The following is a 20,151-nucleotide window of genomic DNA, read 5'->3' on the forward strand; positions in this document are numbered from 1 at the left end:
GAGATGGGTTCATGAGTCACAAATTACAAGTCGGCGAGATGAAAACGGAATATTTAACAGATAAAGAAATATGGTCACATTTTAATTTCATTTTCTCGCCTAAATCAAAGAACTCGACAACATACAAATTTGTTCTCATTAAATCGATTTTAGAAAACTTATACAACGTGAATGAGAAGCTTGAGGTAAACTATTCAACCATATATTCAAGCTTTGCCAAGATCTATTGGAATCTGGTTATCCATCATAATCTTAATCAAATTAATGTACCGGGTAGATTGGCTGAGGTGCAAACCATTTTGCTTGATATCCAAGGCAAGTACCATATCCCGAAGTCGTTGGTATTTGATAAATTATCAAGTGAGTTGCAGGTGGAGATCATCCATAAAGTGACAAAGAAATGTAAAATCAATGTAATGGGAGCCATATACGGAGATACCGGCTGTACAATATATGATTTTGATAATCGCAAGGAGCAGCTACGGATAAACCCGGCCTATTATTCCTTTATGCAGCGGTTCCAACGGGTGTTAATTTATTTAACGAACTATCAACTTGCTTTATTCTTGGAAAAGTTTAATGAAAACGGAGACACAACGAACCTGCTCTTAAAAGTTGAAAATGTTTCAAAGCGCTCATCGCTTGATCAGTTTTATCAAGTTCTTACCTCCTTTTATAGCGGGAAATGCTTTTATTGTGGTAAAACCATCAAGAAAAATAAAGTCCATGTGGACCACTTTATCCCTTGGAGTTTTGTCCAGGCAGACCAGCTTTGGAATCTAGTAATCTCTTGCAGCAATTGTAATTTATCAAAAAGTGATAAATTGGCGGATAAATACTTTTTAGAAACCGTAATCGAGCGAAATGAAACCATAATTTCTGTATTGGAACTTAGAAAAAGAGAAGATATGAAAGTCTATTCCAGCAAAAAATTAATTGATTTGTACCATTATTCGGTTGAAAATGGATTTACCGATTATTGGAGGCCGAAGGATATTGTTTTATAATCCAAAAATTGTTTATATTCACGGTTGATTGAATTAATATTGGAACTATATAGTTTTAATAAAAACTGTTTTCATCTGGTAAACAAAGGAACAATTGTTATTTCTGCTACTGACGAAGAGTTTGAACAATATAAAGTTATAAGAGTTTGTAAGACTTGTTTAAAGAAATTGCACAAAAAAATAATCATATTAATTCATCACTAGAGGTATTCAATGAAGGGATATAGACTATAAAGGCAGTTTAATGGTTATAAAAGAGGCACACAGTTTTACTTGATTATTGAATCAGAATTCATCGGGGTTAAAGAGTTTGTATTTCGAACGAAAGATTTAACGAATAGTATATCGATCAATGAAAGTGAACTTCTTAAGAATTTTACTTTTATAAAAGAAATTTTTTAACGAATTAAAGACGTCAACTGGTGTAATAAATAAAAAACGTCGAAGGATGCTTAGAAAAGTTAAAATTTTTGTTTTGATTGTGTCCGGCGGGCAAATGGGATGTTATGTTTATTGTACTGATTTTGAACTTGCTGCATATATATAGGGGCGGTCCCGGAAAATAGTATGGTAAATGAGATTAATGAGTTTTTTTCAACTTGGTCATTGGATGCGGAGGATAAAGAAAAATATTAGGGATTTCTAAATATGTATGAAAGGTAAAAGGTCAGGCCACATAATATTTGGGGCTGATCTATTTTTTTGAGAATATTTTCCGCCGGAATCTCTTCAATAAATATACTCCAAAATACCCACTATTATTTGGTATAATTATTTCGACAATATATTTAGTTTTTTTATACAATTATTTGTTTAAATATCATTCTACTTTCGGTATTTATACAACAATGTTTACATAAAATCAGTATTTCTGATTTATTAAAATGGAAGAAGGTAACTTATGAAAGACAAGCTAATACATATGAGGGATAAGCTCAATGACGTTAGTCGACGTAATCGTTCCATACGATTAGTAAAGCTTTATAATAAGTGGAGCTTTGATTTAACTGAATTGGACAACCTCTCAAATATTTCAAATGAAAAAGAAAGTTCTGCCATTGTCGAACAAGTAATTAAACAAACAAAGCGTGAAATCACTTTATTGAAACCGTCGATAGATAATGAAACTTCTATGGTAATAGCAAGAAAACTTACAGATTTATATCGAAATATTAAAGGGATTGAAGATGAAACGGGAATTCACGATTTTTATTTAGGTTTTCCTTTTTTATCAGGTATTCTATCTGATGGCACGTTTTTTCAGGCCCCATTATTTCTTTATCCGGTAAGATTAGAAAAAAACAATGTTAACTTCCAAAAATGGGTGTTAAAGTCGGATGAAGGTGGTCCTCAGATTAATCGTACATTATTTCTAGCATTTAAAAAGCTAAACAATCTGACATTTACTGAAGAATTTTTTGAGCAAGCAACTGAATTGGCAGTAAATTATGACTATGATGAATGGCTTTCATTTTTAAAAAAATTTGATATGAATGTGAACTATACTCCTACGGGGTTAACAAAACTAAAAGAATATAAAAAAGAAGCGGAACCTAATGTTGCCAATTTAACATTATTAGAAAATGCCGTCATCGGAAATTTTCCTCAAGGTGGGACGTCCTTAGTCAAAGATTACGAGGAACTTATTTTTCTCTCAGAAGATAGTGATTTATCTCTCGCTGGTGAATTAATCGAGCCACAGGACTTTAACCCAGATGGAAAGCAAGATTATTTAGAAATGGAAGCATCTAAATTAGCAAATGAAAGTGAAAGTTCGGAAATATTAAATCTCCTTCAAGCAGATGGTTCACAAGAAGAAATATTAAAGGAAGCACGTTATAGGAAAGGGCTTGTTGTACATGGTCCACCAGGTACAGGAAAATCACAAGTAATTGTAAATTTGATCACGGATGCCCTTAATCAAGAAAAGAAGGTATTAGTTGTTTGCCAAAAACGTGCGGCATTGGATGTAGTTTATCAACGGCTTGACAGCTTGGGATTAAGCAGTTATGTAGCTCTTGTGCATGATGAAAAAAATGATCGAAAAAAGCTCTATACAAAGATTGGGGCAGTTCTTGAACAAAATCAAGTTACATTTGAAAATGCTGTGAATGAGATATCGACAACATCGAAAAAATTATCCGCTCAAGAAGACCTATTAAATAAGATAGCAAAAGCTTTATATGACTACCAGGACTTTGGATTACGATTATATGATTTATACGGCTTAGCTAAACCAATTGAAGATACAACTCAAATCATTGATCTAACAGAGGAGTTGCCTTTATTAAATAAAAATGTTCTAGAGGATATTTCGGAAAAAGTCTACACTTATGCTGAATGGTACGAACGTTTTGGGAATGTTGATTACCATCTAAAAGAACGAAAATCTTTTGCAGATTTTAGTATGAAGGAAAAGCTTGAAGCAATTGAAATGCTAAATGACATAATTGATAAAGCTCGAAAATCTTTTGAATACCTTGACTCGTTAGATCATGAAAAAATAACTCCTGCCTATACTTGGTTAATCGAAAATAAACTTGATAGAATTTATCCTGATTTAGAAGATGGAAATAAACGAACTTTACAGGGCCTAAGGTTATGGTGGTGGACGTCTGTATCCGGTAAGGCAATTATTGAGGAATTACTTGATGGTGCTAAATTTAAAGGAACTAATTCAACGGAATGGATTAACATTAAAAAGTCTCTCGTTATTATGCATCAGTTAGGGAAGGTAACGAAAGCAATGGCTGATGAAATGGAGAAGTTAAAGAAATTCCTTGATGATGTAAAGGTAGAAGGCTTTAAAAATAGAATATCAGATGGCGATATACCTTTGAATGAACTAGATAAAATCGTAGAGTATTTCCATCGGGATTATGAAGAATTGCAGCAAATGGACATTTACTGGAAAAACTGTTCCGATACTGAGAAAAATGTGATTCAGCTGCTGCAAAAGAAAACTTCAGTTAATGAGTTGTCTTTGCCTGAATATTGGGTTGATTTATTTAAGAATTCAACTTATGTCCATTGGATTGATCAAATTGAGAAAAAACACCCTGAGGTGCAAAAAATTTCTACCAATGAGTTTTCAAGGATTCGTGATTCGTTTGCAACCCTCATTGAAGAGAAAAGAAAAGTTGCTACTCAATTTTTAATTCACCAGCAAACGAAAAAGGTGGATACAGTACAAACGGTTCATTCAAGAAGTATGAGGGAGTTGAAACATCAGGTAAACAAAAAAAGGCAGATTTGGCCACTCAGGAAGCTTGTTAATAAGTTTGCTGGAAATGGACTAGTAGATATAATGCCAGTATGGCTTGCTTCACCTGAGATTATTTCTTCGATTTTTCCGTTATCCGAGGGCCTTTTTGATATAGTTATATTCGATGAAGCGTCTCAATGTACAGTAGAAAGCGGCATACCAGCAGTTTACCGTGCCAAACAGGTAATTATAGCTGGAGACGAAAAGCAGCTTCCTCCATCTAACATGTTTCAATCTTCCTTTGTTAATGACGATAATGAAGAAGAAGAATACGATACGGACGAATCTATTAGCCTGTTAAATTTGGCAAAAAGACGTTTCCCGGAAAAACTGTTACAATGGCACTATCGTTCAAAATACGAAGAGTTAATCAATTTTTCCAACCATGCCTTTTATAATGGCCATATACAAATTGCACCGAATGTCGTTCCATTTAAGAAGCCACCAGCTATTAAATGGATAAGAACTGATGGAAGATGGATTAATCAATCCAATGAAGTAGAAGCAATTGAAGTTGTAAAAATTCTAAAAGAAATCATGATTAAACAACCGGATAAAACAGTGGGCATTATTACTTTTAATGCCAAGCAGCAATCAAAAATACAGGATTTAATCGATCAACAAGTAAATGAAGATAACGAATTTAACTCGGTGTATAATCAAATGTTGTCTAGAGACCTCGATGAAAGAGTTTTTATTAAAAATATTGAAAACGTACAAGGCGATGAGAGAGATATTATCTTATTCTCGATTGGTTATGCAAAAAATGAGGAAGGCAAGGTTTACAACAGGTTTGGCACATTAAATTCAAAAGGCGGAGAGAACAGGCTTAATGTTGCTGTCACTCGCGCAAAAGAAGGAATCATCGTTGTATCCAGCATCGAGCCGGAAGACTTAAATGTAGCTAGTACCTCGCATTTAGGTCCAAAGTTATTAAAATCATATTTAAAATATGTAAGAGCAGTATCAAACGCTAAGATTGACCAAATCAAAGCAGTCGTCCAAGAAGTAAATGAAAATGTGAATACACATATTCAAGAAAAAGAACTGCATTTTGATTCTCCATTTGAGGAGCAAGTATATAAGCAACTTAGGAACCTTGGATATGAGGTTACAACTCAAGTAGGAATGTCGGGGTATCGGATTGACTTGGGAGTTGTACATCCGTATGATTCATCTAGATATATTATAGGAATAGAATGTGACGGGGCGATGTACCATAGTTCGGCAAATGCTAAGGAAAGAGATGTATATCGACAAAAATTCCTTGAAAGCAGAGGCTGGACAATTGAAAGAATCTGGAGTAGAAATTGGTGGAAGAACTCCTCGTCTGAAATAGAGAGAATTGATTGGAAAATAAAAGAACTGTTGAAAAGTGAAGAAGTGCGGGAAAAAGTAATAAAATAATAAAGAGTTCCAGTAACTTTATTAGTCATTAAAGTTACTGGAACTTTTTATTTATAAACGCTAGAGTTGTTCGAGAAATTTCGGATTACATACTTTACAAGGGTAAGCCCGTATTCAAACAACGCATATAAAAGAGCAGCACCTCCTGGCACGATAAACGTTTCAATTTTAAGGAGGTGCTTTTCATATGCCACAACAATATCTTCACCATCACTTGGATCAAGAAAGAGGAGACTGCGATACTCTATGAAACAAAGTTGATTGAAAAATCGTCTATAAATGTCACAGCCGGCAACGATAATTCCCTAAATCCTACATGCACACAATCCTGACAGACTTGTGTACCGTAACCCCATTTCTTTTAATCATTGAGATAAATTATTTTTACAAATATACTTCTTTCATCTCCTATTCTATAATGAATGTAGTCATTAATAGTTTGATGTCTAGGGAAGGGATGAAAGATGTTTAAGAGGCTTTTTGATTCATTATTTGGAAATGATACAAAATCCTTAATTTCAGAATACGAAAACAGAATAAAAAGTTACGAGACGAAAATTCAAGAGTTGGAAAATGGGAACAAGAAGCTCCAACAAAATTACGAATATAGCTTGAAAAGAATTAAAGCTAAAAATAAGAAAATCAAAAAATTAGAAAATTGGGTTAATGAACTAACGCTTGGCATACAGGCCAACGAGGTCGATAACAAGACGGCTAAAAATCAACCCGTACCCACCCCAAAAAAGAAGCTGACTCAAGTTGACTTTCTAAATAAACTTCTTATGAACGGGCAATTCCATGAATGCGCTATTGCGGTTAATAAATTGGTTCAGCAGGCCAATCCAAATGAATACAGTCTTGAGGGTTTAATCAAGCTCGCCGATGTTTTGACCAAAGTATATAGGATAAAACCAAAAGATGTAAAAGGAATGATTGGTCTTTATTCGGCCTGTCTTGGTATCATCAATTTATTTAGTAAAAAGGAAGCAATTAAAGACTTTGTTACTGCCAATGAAAAAATAATGAATCAAAGGATCCTTGAAACGAATGATTCGAATTTAATCATTTATTTAGCAGCGTTTTATTTTAATCATTATGAACAAAAATTTACTGTATTCCTCACTACTTCAATAAATTCTGGAATAACATTATTGGAAATGGAATCAAGTAATTTTATTAAATTGCTCTGGTTTAGCTTTTATATTGATAAGGTTGAAAATCTTTTGCAGATGACCGGAATCAGTATTCTTTTTAAAAAACACGGGCATTTTCCAGAAGTTCAGTTATTTAAGTTATACATAGAAATAGCAAATGGTAATGTGAAATTTGAAGCAAGCAAAAATATAATTGAAAAATTGAAAGTGAATGGCACAGTATTAAATAGCATCGAAAAGCTGAAAATCTACCAACGTCTGACTGATAAATTAGAGAAGCCGTTAGTAAGGAGTAAAGCGATATTCTCTTCGAATGAGCATTATTCTCTTCGGAAAATTGCTTTTGTGGTAAAACTCCCAATGAATCACAAAATTCTTCATGATTCGAGTAATTTGTTGGTCAAAGAATCGATTCAATTAGCTGTTTACAGCGACCCATTTTTAAAAACTCAAAAAGGCTATGTTGTTGTTGATGTTTTAACCGATAAACAAACAGGAAAAACGTTCATTCCCGAAAATGAAATTGGCCCTTTGAAAAAGAAATTAGGTTCAAAATGGCCGGATATCCGGGCATATGAAGAGAATGTACCTATTGTTAAAAAAATGACGGCGGTAAGTAATAGTAGTAATTATTTTGTTTGGCCAAGCACCGAATTAAAAGGCGGTCCTCAATATGAGGAAAAAACGGATTTTAATGAAGAAAGTGATTTGAAGAAATTGGGCTACCAGATTACCGGTATGACCAGAGAAAAAAGGTGGAAGGTACTTGAAGTCGCTGTCAAGCAGATAGGATTAAAAAAGGTAGCTTATACCATCGCTCAAAATGTAAAGCTTAGAAAAGGACAAAAAAATGGCGAAAAAAAATTCAGTTTTGCAATCGGGGAATGGGAGTATGACCTTGCTAAACTGAAGGAAACTTATTATAAAAATGAATTTAGCTGGCCGAGTACAAGGGTAAATTAAAAAAACGGACTAATTTTTTTTGATTGGTCCGTTTTCATCTTTAGCATCAAACGAATAAACATTTTAATTCATCACTAGAGGTATTCAATGAAGATATATAGACTAAAAAGGCAGTTTAATGGATATAAAAGAGGAACACAGTTTTACTTTGACATTATTCATTTTCCTCCATTAATTCCCTCTAATTTTTCCCTTTCGGTTTCTTTATAATAGGATGGGAGGAGGAGATGTAAATGAAATTGTTCTATTTTATTCTTGTATTTTTAGGTATTTTGCTCCTTTTCTATAGGGCATACAAAAATACTCATAAAGTTGCTTTAAATAAAGTTAATTTATCAAATATAGATTCTAATCAGAAGCAAGGACCTCTTTTTAATATTTTACAAATCTTAGATATGCATTTAGAAAATATTTCTGTTTCTCCTGACCAACTTTACAACAAGGTAGGAGACGAGAATATTGATTTAATCGCTTTAACGGGGGACTTTCTTGATAAAAAACGCAGTATCCCTAAGCTAATTCCTTATTTAAAAGTTTTTAACAGGTTAAATCCGCGCTATGGGATATATGCCGTATTTGGGAATCATGATTATTAATTAAAACAAAAGGACTTTGAACGATTAAGAAATACATTAGAATTTCATGGCTGTAAAGCTCTTCAAAATGAAAATGAGACCATTCTTGTCGAAGGAAACCTATTTCATATTATTGGTATTGATGATTTACATTCAAAAAGAAGCAACCTGCTAACATCATACTCAGGTTTAAAGGATGGATACCATTTAGTTTTAACTCATGACCATAATATCGTTCTCAACATGAAGGATTGGAATAGTATCAGGCCATTTCCATGGCGGCCAAATATACTGGCCTAAACCTTATCATCTCGTAAAATTGGGTAGGACAATGATGCAAATGAATATGATTAAAGGGCTACATTATTATGAGGATATACCTTTTTATATAAGTGAAGGATTAGGATAAACAGCTATTAATATCAGACTAGGAAGTCGTCCAGAAATAACACTCCACCAACTTTCTTTAAACAAAAATCAAGATGACGAGATCCAGGCGGTTGTTTAACGTAAAAGTCTTTACGAGTTAATCAATTTAGAAAGGCTGTTGAAACTACGATTTCAACAGCCTTTTCATATACTTTTCCTTTTATTACTTTGCTGTTGTAACTTTTCTATGCATTGCATTAATAAGCAAATCAGCCTTTTATAATATTGTAGTCTTCCTCAATCGATTATGAAAATCAGTTAAACAAACAATCCTATTTATTATTTACAATCATAAAAGCGTTAATGACAGTATACTATGGCCAGAAATTGATGGCTTCAGTTGTCCGAATTTTAACAGAATTACCATAAAAGGAAAGCAGGGCTTTTTATCAAACCATGCTTCCCTATCAATTTATACTTCAACTTTATAGACCTCGCAAATATTATAAAAAAGATGCGAAATTTAAAACAAAATCACGATGTTTGTAAAAATGTTGCGAAGAAATACCTCTTTAGATATGATTGTCTAAAGGGGTGTTTTTATGTCGAAAAAAACGAGAACATCTAAAATTGATAAGTGGATTAAAGAAGGTCGTGGTTCAGGTATAGGCTCGAATTATATGCCTGAGTTGAACATTCAAGACGTCTCTTCGTTAGGTCGCTCTACTCGCTTGAGGGGAATAAAAACAGGTAGGTAGCATGAATTCTTATCGGATATAGAACGAAATTACTTTTATTTAACTGAATATTCTGATTTTGTTTTCGATATTTGAGAACAATTTCCATTATTGCCGTTGGAAGAAACAATTGTCATTGCAGATGAATTGTATTAAATATCCTACAGACCCTAAAACGAATGAGCCAGTTGTGATGACAACGGATTTTTTATTAACAATGGATAAAGGCAAAGGCATATTCGAAGTCGCACGGGGTTAATGCTTAAATAATAAAACTAGAAAGATTGTGAAGAAATATACTTAACATATTGGCGTGTTCAGACTGTAGTCAAACTCGATAAAATCGAGTTTAACTACTCTTTTTTTATTTCGCATGGCGACCTTAGCCATCTTCTAAGCTAACTGCCGGCACTCTCCAAGAAGTATGTCATGTAATTTAGTATTATCATATTTCTTTGATATTATATCAAATTGATAAAATATCAAAGAAATATTGATAAGATTTTAAAACATTATTCTCTAAATATTCTGTATAATCTAAACAAATTAGAGTGTGAGGAGGAAAAAAGATGCAGAGAAAAGGAAGTGTAGCACTCGTTTTATTAAGCGTTTTCACACTATTCATATTTGCAGGGTGTTCCGGCATAAAAGATGCAGGCTCAGAAAGTGGTGGAAAAGGCAGCGGAGATGGCGGAACGGTCACAATTGGGATTGCACAGGACGCCGTTGCTATTGATCCAGCCTTTTCCTACGATTTTGCGACGGGACCAGTAGTTAACTCAATTACAGAAGGACTACTTAAATTTGATGAAAATGGCGGACTTGTTCCTAACCTTGCAAAGGATTGGGAGAATCCTGATGAGAAGACATATATTTATCATATCCGTGATGATGTAACATTCTCAGACGGAAGCCCGATGACAATGGAAGATGTTATTTTTTCAATGAAAAGAATCAAAGACCCTGCAACCGCCTCCTATGTAGGCTGGATGTATGAAAATGTAGACAAGATTGAACAAGATGGGGACTGGACAATCAAAGTTACATTATCAGAGCCAGATGCTTTATGGCAATATGTACCTGCAACTAGTGCTGGGCATGTGATTTCCAAGAAGTACTTTGAGGAACATAAAGAAAACTTCGGTAAGCCAGAAGGCGGATTATTAGGTACAGGATCCTTTAAGTTCGTAAGCTGGCAAACGGGATCAGAAATTGTACTTGAGAAAAATAAAAATTACTGGAATAAAGAAGGCGGTCCATATGTGGATAAAGCGGTTTTCAAAGTGATTCCTGAGGGCACAACAAGAATTACCGGCCTGAAAACAGGACAATTAAATATTGCCACAGAGATTCCGCTTGATCTAATCGAAAAAATAGAAGAAATGGATAATGTGAGATTAGTTACATCAGATTCATATCTAATAGATGGTATTGAGTTTAATACGCAAAGAAAACCATTTGATGATCCAAAAGTAAGACAAGCGATGAACTATGCACTTGATAAAGAAAAAATTTTAAAACAGATTGTGAAAGATGCGGGTATCCCTGCTGAAGGGTCAACTGTACCACCAGTCATGTGGGCATTTTCTAAAGATAAGTGGGAAGCAGCAAAGAAAGAATTGCCTGATTATTCATACGATTTCCGAAAAGCGAAGAAATTATTGGCAGAATCAAGTGTGCCAGATGGCTTCGAAGCGACCATTTCCACTGATGGAGACAGTCTCCGCATGAATGCTGCCTTGGCGTTGCAAGCTGCAGTCAAGCCACTTGGCATTGAATTGAAGATTGAAAAGCTGACTGGAGAGGAATTGATGACCCGTACATTCGGTGGTGCCAGAGATTATGATATTGCTGTGCAAAATTGGGGGTCGGATTTCCCAGATCCTTCCGGAAACTTAAGCCCGTTATTTCACTCAGATAATACGGCTGAAGGCGGTGCCAATTACGCAAATTATAAAAATGCAGAAGTTGATAAGCTGCTTGAAGAACAAGAAAAACTGATTGACGATGACAAGCGTGCAGAACTAATGATAAAAGCACAGAAGATTATTGCGGAAGACTCACCATGGATTACACTGAGCCATCAGAAACAAAAGATGGCCATGACCAATAACGTGGAAGGATACCATATTACCCCGTTATGGTATTGGTGTGATATTTTGAAAGATATTAAGCTGAAATAATTACAAATGAGCGAACTTCTCTTTCTTAAATATTCATTTGAGAGAGAGGACGCTCATTGCGAGTTGTTTCCTTAAAGGAGGTGTAGTCTTGTCCAGCTATATTGTAAGAAGACTTCTCATATTAATTCCCATATTATTCATTGTATCTGTTTTTATTTTCTCCATGTCAAGACTGGTACCTGGGGATCCGGCAATCATCATGGCGGGCGGACACCAAACGTCACCGGAAGTCCTAGATAATATCCGTGAAAAATACCATTTGAATAAGCCGATTGTTGAACAATATGCAATCTGGTTGAAAAATGTGGCTACAGGAGATTTGGGCGAGAGTTTCAAAATGAAGCAATCTGTTACAAATATGATCGTAGAGCGTTTGCCGCTCACATTCCAATTAATTGTTATGAGTATGATCATTACCTTGCTCATTGCCATACCGCTCGGAATATTATCAGCTGTCAAGAAAAATACTTGGTGGGATCACTTATCCACTTTAGTTGCTTTTGTTGGAGTATCTTCTCCTGTGTTCTTTACCGGTATTTTGATGGTACTGTTATTTTCCTACCATTTGGATTGGCTGCCTGCTTTCGGAGCTGGGAGCGGATTTAATGAGAATATGATTCATTTACTACTTCCTTCCTTAGCGCTGAGCTTCAATATGATTGCTTTGAACTCCAGAATTACAAGAAGCGGTATGATTGAAGTGATGAACACAAACTATATTCAAACAGCTGTGGCGAAAGGTTTGCCTCGAAGAGTCATCATTTTCAAACACGCATTGAGAAATGCGCTTGTACCGCTTGTCACTGTGACTGGAATACAAATCGGTGTCCTTATTGTAGGAACAGTGCTTGTTGAATATACATTTGGCCTGGGAGGATTGGGCAGCCTTATCATTAACGGGGTTCAGACGAGTGATTACCCGGTCGTGCAGGGAACAATGCTCTTTATGGTGGTTGTCTTCCTATTAATCAACCTTGCTGTTGATGTTCTTTATGCCGTTATTGATCCCAGAATCCGTTATAAATAGAAAGGAGGCATATGATGCTACCACAAAGTCAGCCGACTGCACAACTGCCGGCAACTCAAGCAGAGAAAAAAAGAAGTATATGGAAGTCACCGTTTTTTAAAAATAAATTGTCAGTGGTGTCAGGAATAATTATCATTATGATTATACTTATTTCGCTGTTTGCCCCGCTGATTTCTCTATATGATCCTGATGTGCAAGATCTGAGTAAATCATTAGAGCCCGCTTCCTCCGCACATTGGTTTGGCACTGATATGCAGGGAAGGGATATTTTAAGCAGGATCATCTACGGAACGAGAACAACCTTACTCGGAGCGGTGTTTGTCGTATTGCTATCGGTTGTTGTCGGCGTTCCACTAGGCCTTATCTCCGGCTATTTTGGAGGGAAGATTGATAACCTTATAAACCGTGTCTGGGACGTTCTTCTAGCTTTTCCAACAATCTTACTCGCATTTATCATCGTTGCCACATTCGGAAGGGGCTTTGAAAATGCTGTAATTGCGCTCGGTATCGTATATGTTCCGATGATTGCCAGGCTTGTTCGCTCTGTGACACTTGTGGAAAAAGAGCAATCATACATTGATGCCGCTAAAGCTTTAGGGTATTCCCACACCCGTATCATCTTCCGGCACATTTTGCCTAATTGCCTATCGCCGATCATTGTCCAAGTTGCAATCGACTTTGCGTATGCCATCATTGATTTGGCGGCATTAAGCTTTCTCGGCCTAGGAGTACAGCCACCGACGGCAGACTGGGGATACATGCTGTCAGAAGGGAGAGAATACTTGCTCATTTCTCCAAACACAGCCTTAGCAGCAGGTTTTTCCATTATGATCACAGTGATTGCATTTAATTTATTTGGCGACAGTTTGCAAAGCCAGCTTGATCCTAAACAGCGAAAAGCAAGTTAATCTAATGGATAACCGGAGGATTTATGTTGCTTTCTCTTAATCTATTCACGGCATTAATCATTTTGAGCATAGTTGGCGGAATGATCAGCCTGACTGCCATTGTCATGATTTTAATAACAGAAAAAGAAGTCGATTTTTTGGAAGTCGAGAAAAAAAGAGTCGACCTTGAAGTGCTGCTGAACGAATCCAAACTGCTTCACTTATCTGCTCAAATTCAGCCTCATTTTCTATTTAACACATTAAATACGATTTCAACATTAATTCGTTTAGGAAAAAATAAAGAGGCCGAGCAGGCTATTTATTCCTTGTCATCGTTGCTTCGCTACCACTTAGATAAAAAAAACTCACTTGTTTCTTTAAAAGAAGAGATAAAGTACGCTGAGCAATATTTATCGATTCAACAGCTTCGTTTCGGAAGTAGACTGGAATGGGAGATCCACGTTCCTGAAGCATTGCTGGGAATGGAAATACCGATGCTTGTCATCCAGCCATTAATTGAAAATGCCTGTATTCATGGAGTAGAGCCTTCTATGGATGGAGGAAAGATTCTTATATCTGCCACAAGCACTGACGGAGTGCTGCTATTGGAGGTAAGAGATGATGGGGCAGGGGTCAGTGACGCTGTGATCAGTGAGTTTGAACGATGGAAGACAGACAGCCGGAGTTCGAATAGTGAAACAAATATTGGCCTGAGAAATGTCCATTCTCGTTTAAAAGAACAATTTGGCAAAGAAAGTGGATTATCAATTAAGAAGAGCAGGAAAGGTACAATCAGCACAATTACGATCACACTTTTTTCGTAAGGAACTCAAGAAATTAGCATACGTGAAGGAGGGTCCATATGAAGGCTCTCATAGTTGACGATGAACCACTGGAGCTTTTAAACATTGAAAGTATTCTTCATTCATTTGACCCTCTGCTTGATGTGTTTTCAGCTGCGAATGGCTATGAAGCCTACAACATGCTGAAAGACGAGCCGATGGATATTGTTTGTCTGGATATTCGAATGCCCGGATGGAATGGGCTCGAAACATTGCAGAGGATTAAGGCGGAATGGCCACATGTGAAGGTGATGCTTATTTCTGCTCACGGAGAATTTCACTACGCGCAAGAGGCGATTGCATTCGGAGCATCTGCCTACATTTTAAAGCCGGTAATGCCGGAAGAGCTGATGAGTGCAATTAAAAAATTGCGGCGTGAGATTGAAGCAGATCTTGAAGAACATCAGCTGTTACTGCAAGCTGTTGCTGAAAATTGGTCAAGAGGAGAAGAATCAAAAAAGCTGCTCTTTGGTGCACATCTGCACATTCAGCCGAATGTGGTTACTGTGATCAAATTCAATCGTAACGAACCTTCTGACAAAGCACTGTGGGATGCTGCGGTATGTCAAACTCTGCATAAAACTACGGCTGTTCCCCAGCCAATCAATGGACATTGGATCTATTTGACAGAATGTCTGGAGAGAAGTATTCACACGATGAAAGAAAAGCTTTCTTTTCTAAAACTAGAGCTCGCGGAAAAACATCAAGAAACAGAATGGCTGTTTGGTGTAGGTGAAACTGTTGCAAGTTCAGATTTACTGAAGCAATCTTACGATAGTGCTGTACAAGCTGCACTGAACAAGGATGAAGCGGTCATTCAGCAATGTCTTCATTTCTTATCACAGCAATACGCTAGCCCGATCACTTTAAATCAATTAGCACAAGAGGTCCACCTCAGTGCCTCACATTTAAGCAGAATATTCAAGAGCCAGCTTGGAATTACGTTTGTTGATGTCTTAACGAAAATCAGAATTAAACAGGCGAAGGAACTGTTGGAGAACAAAGAGCTGTCCATTCAATTCATATCTGATCGAGTAGGTTTCAGCAGTCCGGATTACTTTTCTTCAACTTTCCGGAAGCTGGAAGGAATTTCCCCAAGCCAATTCCGATTACAGAAGGAGCATGGCAAACAACCATGTTCATAACAATACAAATTTTCACTCTTGTTAGTTTGCTGCTGTTGTTACTAGGTGCTCGACAGGTTGAAAAAAATAATACCGGTATGGAAGGTACCATTGGTCTGGGAAAAGGGATAGTTATCCTCGTCAGTCAGTGGATTGGGCTGACAACGTTTCTTGTTTCATCGCAAGTGTCATATGAGCAAGGCGTGAGTGGCCTAGTCAGCTATTGCCTGGCTGGATTGGCAAGCCTGTTCTGTCTATACTTCCTATTGAAAAATAGAGCGATGCCACACACGCCAGATCATATGGGAAGAGGAATAAAACCGTTTTTGCTACTTTATTATCTTGAAAACTTTGTTGTAAGCCTATTGGCTGCAAAGCTTATACTAAAGCTTTTCTATAATGTAAATATAGTGATCTTAGCCGGTTTGCTGATCGTCTTTTATCAATTTATTCTTTTGGCAAAAAGTAAGAATCTTTACATCCGCTCTCTCATTATCAGCATGCTGTCATTGATTGCTACTGTCCTTCTACCTACTTTTGTCTACTTAAAAGTGAGTGTGCCGACAATCTATTCCGGTGTTCACTTTTTGGCGACGGAAATGCTTATTTTAGATGACCCGTCCAGGTGGATTCTGGGAGGAGTATTATTTATTCATTTCACGGCTCATAACCTATTGAATCAAAACATGTGGAAAGTATTTACGAATATTAAACAAGCGAAAAGATCGCTTGCCTTTACGATTTCATCTTTCATATGGTTCTTTGTCCCTCTTTCTATGGGAACCTTAGCGTTTGTGGCCAAAGCATCCGCCGTATGGCCGGCATCCAATGATGAAGTAGGTCTTCAAGTCGTCCGCCAGGTTGACGGGCAGCTCGGAATGGTTCTGTTAGTTGTGACCTTACTGGTCATTTTGTTCTCTTCCTTGGCCAGTAATCTTGTCGACAAAACCTTTGCCCGAAAAGATATCTTCGTGAAAGCAGGGTTGTTAGGAATGGCTGCGGTGATTGTAACTATGCTTCCGAAGCTGACGATCCTTGACGTCATGGTATTTACTTCTATTTTTTGGGCTGCGATGATTCCAGCCATGTATTTGAGGAGAACAGACCTATCGCCCAGTTGGGTCACAGCTTTCATCATTTTGACCAGTGTAGGAGCAGGAATTAACGGAATGATCAACTTTGGCTTGGAATGGGGAATCTTGTTTGATGCCCTGATATCTGTTTGTCTGTCTTTCTTATGCAGGGGACGTAGCAGTAAAGAGAAAGGGCGATTAGCGTAAAAGCCTTCCGCTTTTCTATTAGAGGAGGAATATGTAAATGAGTGATTTGCTCACAGTAAAAAATTTATCTACTCAATTTCAAACAGAGCGGGGGATTTCCCATGCGGTCCGTTTTGTGAATTTCTCCATCAAATCAGGAGAGACAATGGGAATTGTAGGCGAAAGCGGCAGTGGAAAAAGTGTGACAGCTAAATCCATCATGAGGCTTGTTGAAAGCCAAAACGGAAAAATTGTATCAGGAGAAATGATTTTTGAAAACATCAACCTGGCAAAACAAACGGAAAAACAAATGCAGAAAATCAGAGGCAATTCAGTAGCCATGATTTTTCAGGATCCCATGACCTCTTTGAACCCTTTGCTTAAAGTAGGCTCTCAGATTGCAGAAGTGCTTCGTTTTCATAAAGGAATGACAAAGCAGCAGGCGCAAAAAGAAGTAATCAACCTCATGACCCAGCTTTCCATCCCTTCACCGGAAAAACGTTATCATCAGTATCCCCACGAATTCAGCGGAGGGATGCTACAACGGCTGATGATTGCCATTTCATTGGCATGCAAGCCGAAATTGCTTATTGCCGATGAGCCTACAACCGCGCTGGATGTAACGATACAAGCGCAGATTTTACGGCTAATGAAAGAGCTTCAACAGCAATACGGAATGGCCATTCTTATGATCACTCATGATTTGGGCGTTGTGGCCGAAATTTGTGACAAAGTATCGGTCATGTATGCAGGTGAAATCGTTGAAAGCACAAGTGTGGAAAATATTTTTGAGCAACCATTGCATCCTTATACAAAAGCATTAATGGACTCAAGACCTAAACTTGGTTATAGGGAGAAAAAACTCAAATCCATCGAAGGATCACCGCCTGATCTATCAAAGAAGATCAATGGATGTCCTTTTGCCCCCCGTTGCGCTGTCAAAATAGAAATATGTGCGACAGAAAAGCCAGCATTGAAGCAAATGACTCCTTCCCACTGGGCAGCATGTCATGTGGCCGAAGCAGCAGTAAAGAAAGGAGATGAGCGTTTTGACAGCGTTGTTACAAGTTGAAGGGTTAAAAAAGTACTTCCCAGCTGGAAAAACAAACTTCCTTGGCAAGCATACACAGCTACTAAAAGCCGTAGATGATCTTTCCTTTACTATACAGGAAGGGGAAATATTCGGCCTTGTCGGCGAAAGCGGATGCGGTAAGTCAACAACAGGCAGATGTATTTTAAAGATTGAAGAGGTAACTAGTGGTAGCATACATTTTATGGGTAAGGACATTACTAATCTAAAAGGCAAAAAGCTTTTACAAGTAAGACAGGAAATGCAAATGATTTTCCAAAATCCTTATTCCTCTTTGAATCCAAGGCTGACAATCCGTCAGACGCTGGAGGAAGTGTTAAAGGTGCACCGGATAGCAACGGGAAATAAAGCGAAAGACAGAATCATAGGGTTGCTGGAACAGGTTGGACTACCGAGAGATACCATGGACCGTTATCCGCATGAGTTCAGCGGCGGACAACTGCAGCGTATTGTGGTGGCAAGAGCATTGGCTGTGAATCCTAATTTTATTTTTGCTGATGAACCGGTTTCTGCTCTAGATGTTTCTGTACAAGCCCAAATTTTAAATTTACTGGCCTCGTTACGGGATGAGCTTGGGTTGACAATACTTTTTGTGGCACATGACTTAAGTGTTGTGGAGCATATCAGTGATCGAGTCGGAGTCATGTATCTGGGACAAATGGTGGAAATGGCTAAAGTAGAAGACTTATATGGTGAGCCTTTGCATCCTTATACCAAAGCATTAATTCACTCAATTCCAATCAATAACCCAAAAGAAAAGAAAGAAGGAATCACACTGGAAGGGGATATTCCAAGTCCTATAGATCCTCCGATGGGCTGTCGTTTTGCTTCTAGATGTCCTGAATGCTTTGCTCGCTGTATAGAAGAAGCACCTGCTTTTCAAGAAGTAAAGCCGGGACATTTTGCAGCGTGCCATTTATATATTAGTAACGAGAAATAGAGTGCAACTCCCTTCTATTCGACAGATATATTTAGATAGCTATTGTAGGCTGAATTGTTGGCGTTGCCAACAAAGAATGACAATCAAGCGGAGAATAAGACATTTAATATTAAAAAAAAACAAATGGGGAGATTACATGAATTCATTAAAAGAACTTTTAGTAGAATTTGATGCCATTCATGGTGTGGCAGGGGATGAAGAACGCGTTGCACAAGCCCTACAGAATCATTTAAAACCAGTGACAGACGAATATTTTGAAGATGCACTAGGAAACCAAGTATTTATCAGAAAGGGAAGCAATCCAGATTTTAAGATTATGCTTGCCGCTCACATGGATGAAATTGGATATATCGTCCACAATATTGATGCTGAAGGTTTCGTTTATATTTTACCAGTTGGTTATCACGACTGCAGAACGGCTTTCAACCAAGTGCTCACAATTTACACAGAAAAAGGGCCCGTCACCGGCATAACCGGAGGCAAGCCAGCACACATTGTTACACCTGAAGAGGCAAAGCTCGCCATTCCGATTGAAGAGTTATATATTGATGTCGGAACAACAAGTAAAGAAGAAACATTGGCACTTGGCGTGCAGATCGGTGATTACTTGACTTTTCAAAGAACGGGACAATTTCTAAACGACAGTAAAATTTTCACAGGAAAAGCTGTCGATAACCGTGCAGCCTGTGCAGTGATGGTTGAAGTTATGAAACGCTTGGCAGATAAAAATATCGTTCCAACGGTTTATGGAGTGGGAACTGTGCAGGAAGAGATGGGCATCCGCGGCTCCATTCCTATCTCAAACAGAATTCAGCCTGATATTGGCCTTGCTCTTGATGTTTGTCTTTCTGGAGGAACACCTGCTTTAACTGAAAAAGATATTGCAATTACACTTGGTGAAGGACCAGCCCTCATGCTATACGACTGGACACCAGATAGTGGACATGGAAATAACGTGCCAAAGAAGTTAACTCGCAAATTAATCCAGACAGCAGAGAAAAATAATATCCCTTATCAGCGGGAAGTTGTTCTGAATGGCGGAACAGATGCCTGGGCCATGAGTATAGCAGGCAACGGAGCTCTGGCCAGTTGTATTTCTTTCCCGTCCCGTAACATCCATTCAGCGACCGGATGTGTTCATATGGATGATTTGGAATATTCCGTACAGCTAGTTGTGGCATTTATTGACTCCTTACAAGAGAAATTATGATTAGGAAAAGGGCTGTCCCATAAGTCAGTGGGAACTTACCCAGGGATAGTTTTGCTTAGTATATGGATAATATTGTGCACAAAGAAGTGTCTATATCTTGTTTTACAACTCC

Annotated in this window: 12 protein-coding genes and 2 pseudogenes; all 14 read left to right on the top strand. The window is 37.5% G+C overall.

Annotated elements, in window-relative coordinates; all coding sequences use genetic code 11:
- Nucleotides 1-11 precede the first annotated feature (11 nt).
- The 14 genes and pseudogenes from QNH20_RS12695 (at nucleotide 12) to QNH20_RS12755 (ending at nucleotide 20,039) form a co-directional block, all read left to right on the top strand.
- A complete protein-coding gene (locus QNH20_RS12695; protein ID WP_283923226.1) occupies nucleotides 12-1,007 on the top strand; it encodes an HNH endonuclease in 996 nt (331 codons plus the stop codon).
- A gap of 901 nt (nucleotides 1,008-1,908) precedes the next feature.
- A complete protein-coding gene (locus QNH20_RS12700; RefSeq protein ID WP_283923227.1) occupies nucleotides 1,909-5,679 on the top strand; it encodes an AAA domain-containing protein in 3,771 nt (1,256 codons plus the stop codon).
- Nucleotides 5,680-6,143: 464 nt separating this feature from the next.
- Nucleotides 6,144-7,796 carry a hypothetical protein gene (locus QNH20_RS12705; RefSeq protein WP_283923228.1) on the top strand — a complete coding sequence of 551 codons (1,653 nt, stop codon included), beginning with the start codon at nucleotides 6,144-6,146 and terminating at the stop codon, nucleotides 7,794-7,796.
- 233 nt (nucleotides 7,797-8,029) lie between these two features.
- Nucleotides 8,030-8,879: pseudogene (locus QNH20_RS12710) on the top strand (metallophosphoesterase).
- Between the two features lie 463 nt (nucleotides 8,880-9,342).
- Nucleotides 9,343-9,730: pseudogene (locus tag QNH20_RS26975) on the top strand (PDDEXK family nuclease); the annotation flags it as partial.
- A gap of 316 nt (nucleotides 9,731-10,046) precedes the next feature.
- The gene (locus QNH20_RS12715) at nucleotides 10,047-11,660 is read left to right on the top strand and encodes an ABC transporter substrate-binding protein (RefSeq protein WP_283923229.1); all 1,614 of its coding nucleotides are present in this window, start codon (nucleotides 10,047-10,049) and stop codon (nucleotides 11,658-11,660) included.
- An 88-nt stretch (nucleotides 11,661-11,748) separates the two neighbouring features.
- Nucleotides 11,749-12,687 (top strand): ABC transporter permease, encoded by a 939-nt coding sequence (locus tag QNH20_RS12720; protein WP_283923230.1) that lies wholly within the window; start codon nucleotides 11,749-11,751, stop codon nucleotides 12,685-12,687.
- Nucleotides 12,688-12,698: 11 nt separating this feature from the next.
- Nucleotides 12,699-13,595 (top strand): ABC transporter permease, encoded by an 897-nt coding sequence (locus tag QNH20_RS12725; protein ID WP_283923231.1) that lies wholly within the window; start codon nucleotides 12,699-12,701, stop codon nucleotides 13,593-13,595.
- A gap of 23 nt (nucleotides 13,596-13,618) precedes the next feature.
- Entirely contained in the window at nucleotides 13,619-14,398 is a 780-nt protein-coding gene (locus tag QNH20_RS12730) for a sensor histidine kinase (protein ID WP_283923232.1), read from the top strand.
- Between the two features lie 38 nt (nucleotides 14,399-14,436).
- Nucleotides 14,437-15,561, top strand: a complete 1,125-nt coding sequence (locus QNH20_RS12735; RefSeq protein WP_283923233.1) for a response regulator transcription factor — start codon at nucleotides 14,437-14,439, stop codon at nucleotides 15,559-15,561.
- Nucleotides 15,552-16,820, top strand: a complete 1,269-nt coding sequence (locus QNH20_RS12740; protein ID WP_283923234.1) for a hypothetical protein — start codon at nucleotides 15,552-15,554, stop codon at nucleotides 16,818-16,820. Before QNH20_RS12735 ends, QNH20_RS12740 begins: the two co-directional genes overlap by 10 nt.
- 37 nt (nucleotides 16,821-16,857) lie before the next feature.
- Nucleotides 16,858-17,871, top strand: coding sequence for an ABC transporter ATP-binding protein (locus QNH20_RS12745; RefSeq protein WP_283923235.1), 1,014 nt, complete (start codon nucleotides 16,858-16,860; stop codon nucleotides 17,869-17,871).
- Complete coding sequence (locus QNH20_RS12750) at nucleotides 17,840-18,829, top strand: ABC transporter ATP-binding protein (RefSeq protein WP_349632713.1); 990 nt, start codon at nucleotides 17,840-17,842, stop codon at nucleotides 18,827-18,829. Before QNH20_RS12745 ends, QNH20_RS12750 begins: the two co-directional genes overlap by 32 nt.
- Nucleotides 18,830-18,965: 136 nt before the next feature.
- Nucleotides 18,966-20,039 (top strand): M42 family metallopeptidase, encoded by a 1,074-nt coding sequence (locus QNH20_RS12755; protein ID WP_283923237.1) that lies wholly within the window; start codon nucleotides 18,966-18,968, stop codon nucleotides 20,037-20,039.
- Nucleotides 20,040-20,151: the final 112 nt, after the last annotated feature.

This window comes from Neobacillus sp. WH10, assembly GCF_030123405.1.
Taxonomy (GTDB): domain Bacteria; phylum Bacillota; class Bacilli; order Bacillales; family Cytobacillaceae; genus Neobacillus.

Bases quoted from the DNA above. Each gene is read 5' to 3' on its own strand.
- QNH20_RS12705 (WP_283923228.1), top strand. From the start codon at position 6,144: ATGTTTAAGAGGCTTTTTGATTCATTATTTGGAAATGATACAAAATCC.
- QNH20_RS12700 (WP_283923227.1), top strand. From the start codon at position 1,909: ATGAAAGACAAGCTAATACATATGAGGGATAAGCTCAATGACGTTAGT.
- QNH20_RS12745 (WP_283923235.1), top strand. From the start codon at position 16,858: ATGAGTGATTTGCTCACAGTAAAAAATTTATCTACTCAATTTCAAACA.
- QNH20_RS12735 (WP_283923233.1), top strand. From the start codon at position 14,437: ATGAAGGCTCTCATAGTTGACGATGAACCACTGGAGCTTTTAAACATT.
- QNH20_RS12695 (WP_283923226.1), top strand. From the start codon at position 12: ATGAGTCACAAATTACAAGTCGGCGAGATGAAAACGGAATATTTAACA.
- QNH20_RS12730 (WP_283923232.1), top strand. From the start codon at position 13,619: ATGTTGCTTTCTCTTAATCTATTCACGGCATTAATCATTTTGAGCATA.
- QNH20_RS12740 (WP_283923234.1), top strand. From the start codon at position 15,552: ATGTTCATAACAATACAAATTTTCACTCTTGTTAGTTTGCTGCTGTTG.
- QNH20_RS12750 (WP_349632713.1), top strand. From the start codon at position 17,840: ATGAGCGTTTTGACAGCGTTGTTACAAGTTGAAGGGTTAAAAAAGTAC.
- QNH20_RS12755 (WP_283923237.1), top strand. From the start codon at position 18,966: ATGAATTCATTAAAAGAACTTTTAGTAGAATTTGATGCCATTCATGGT.
- QNH20_RS12725 (WP_283923231.1), top strand. From the start codon at position 12,699: ATGATGCTACCACAAAGTCAGCCGACTGCACAACTGCCGGCAACTCAA.
- QNH20_RS12715 (WP_283923229.1), top strand. From the start codon at position 10,047: ATGCAGAGAAAAGGAAGTGTAGCACTCGTTTTATTAAGCGTTTTCACA.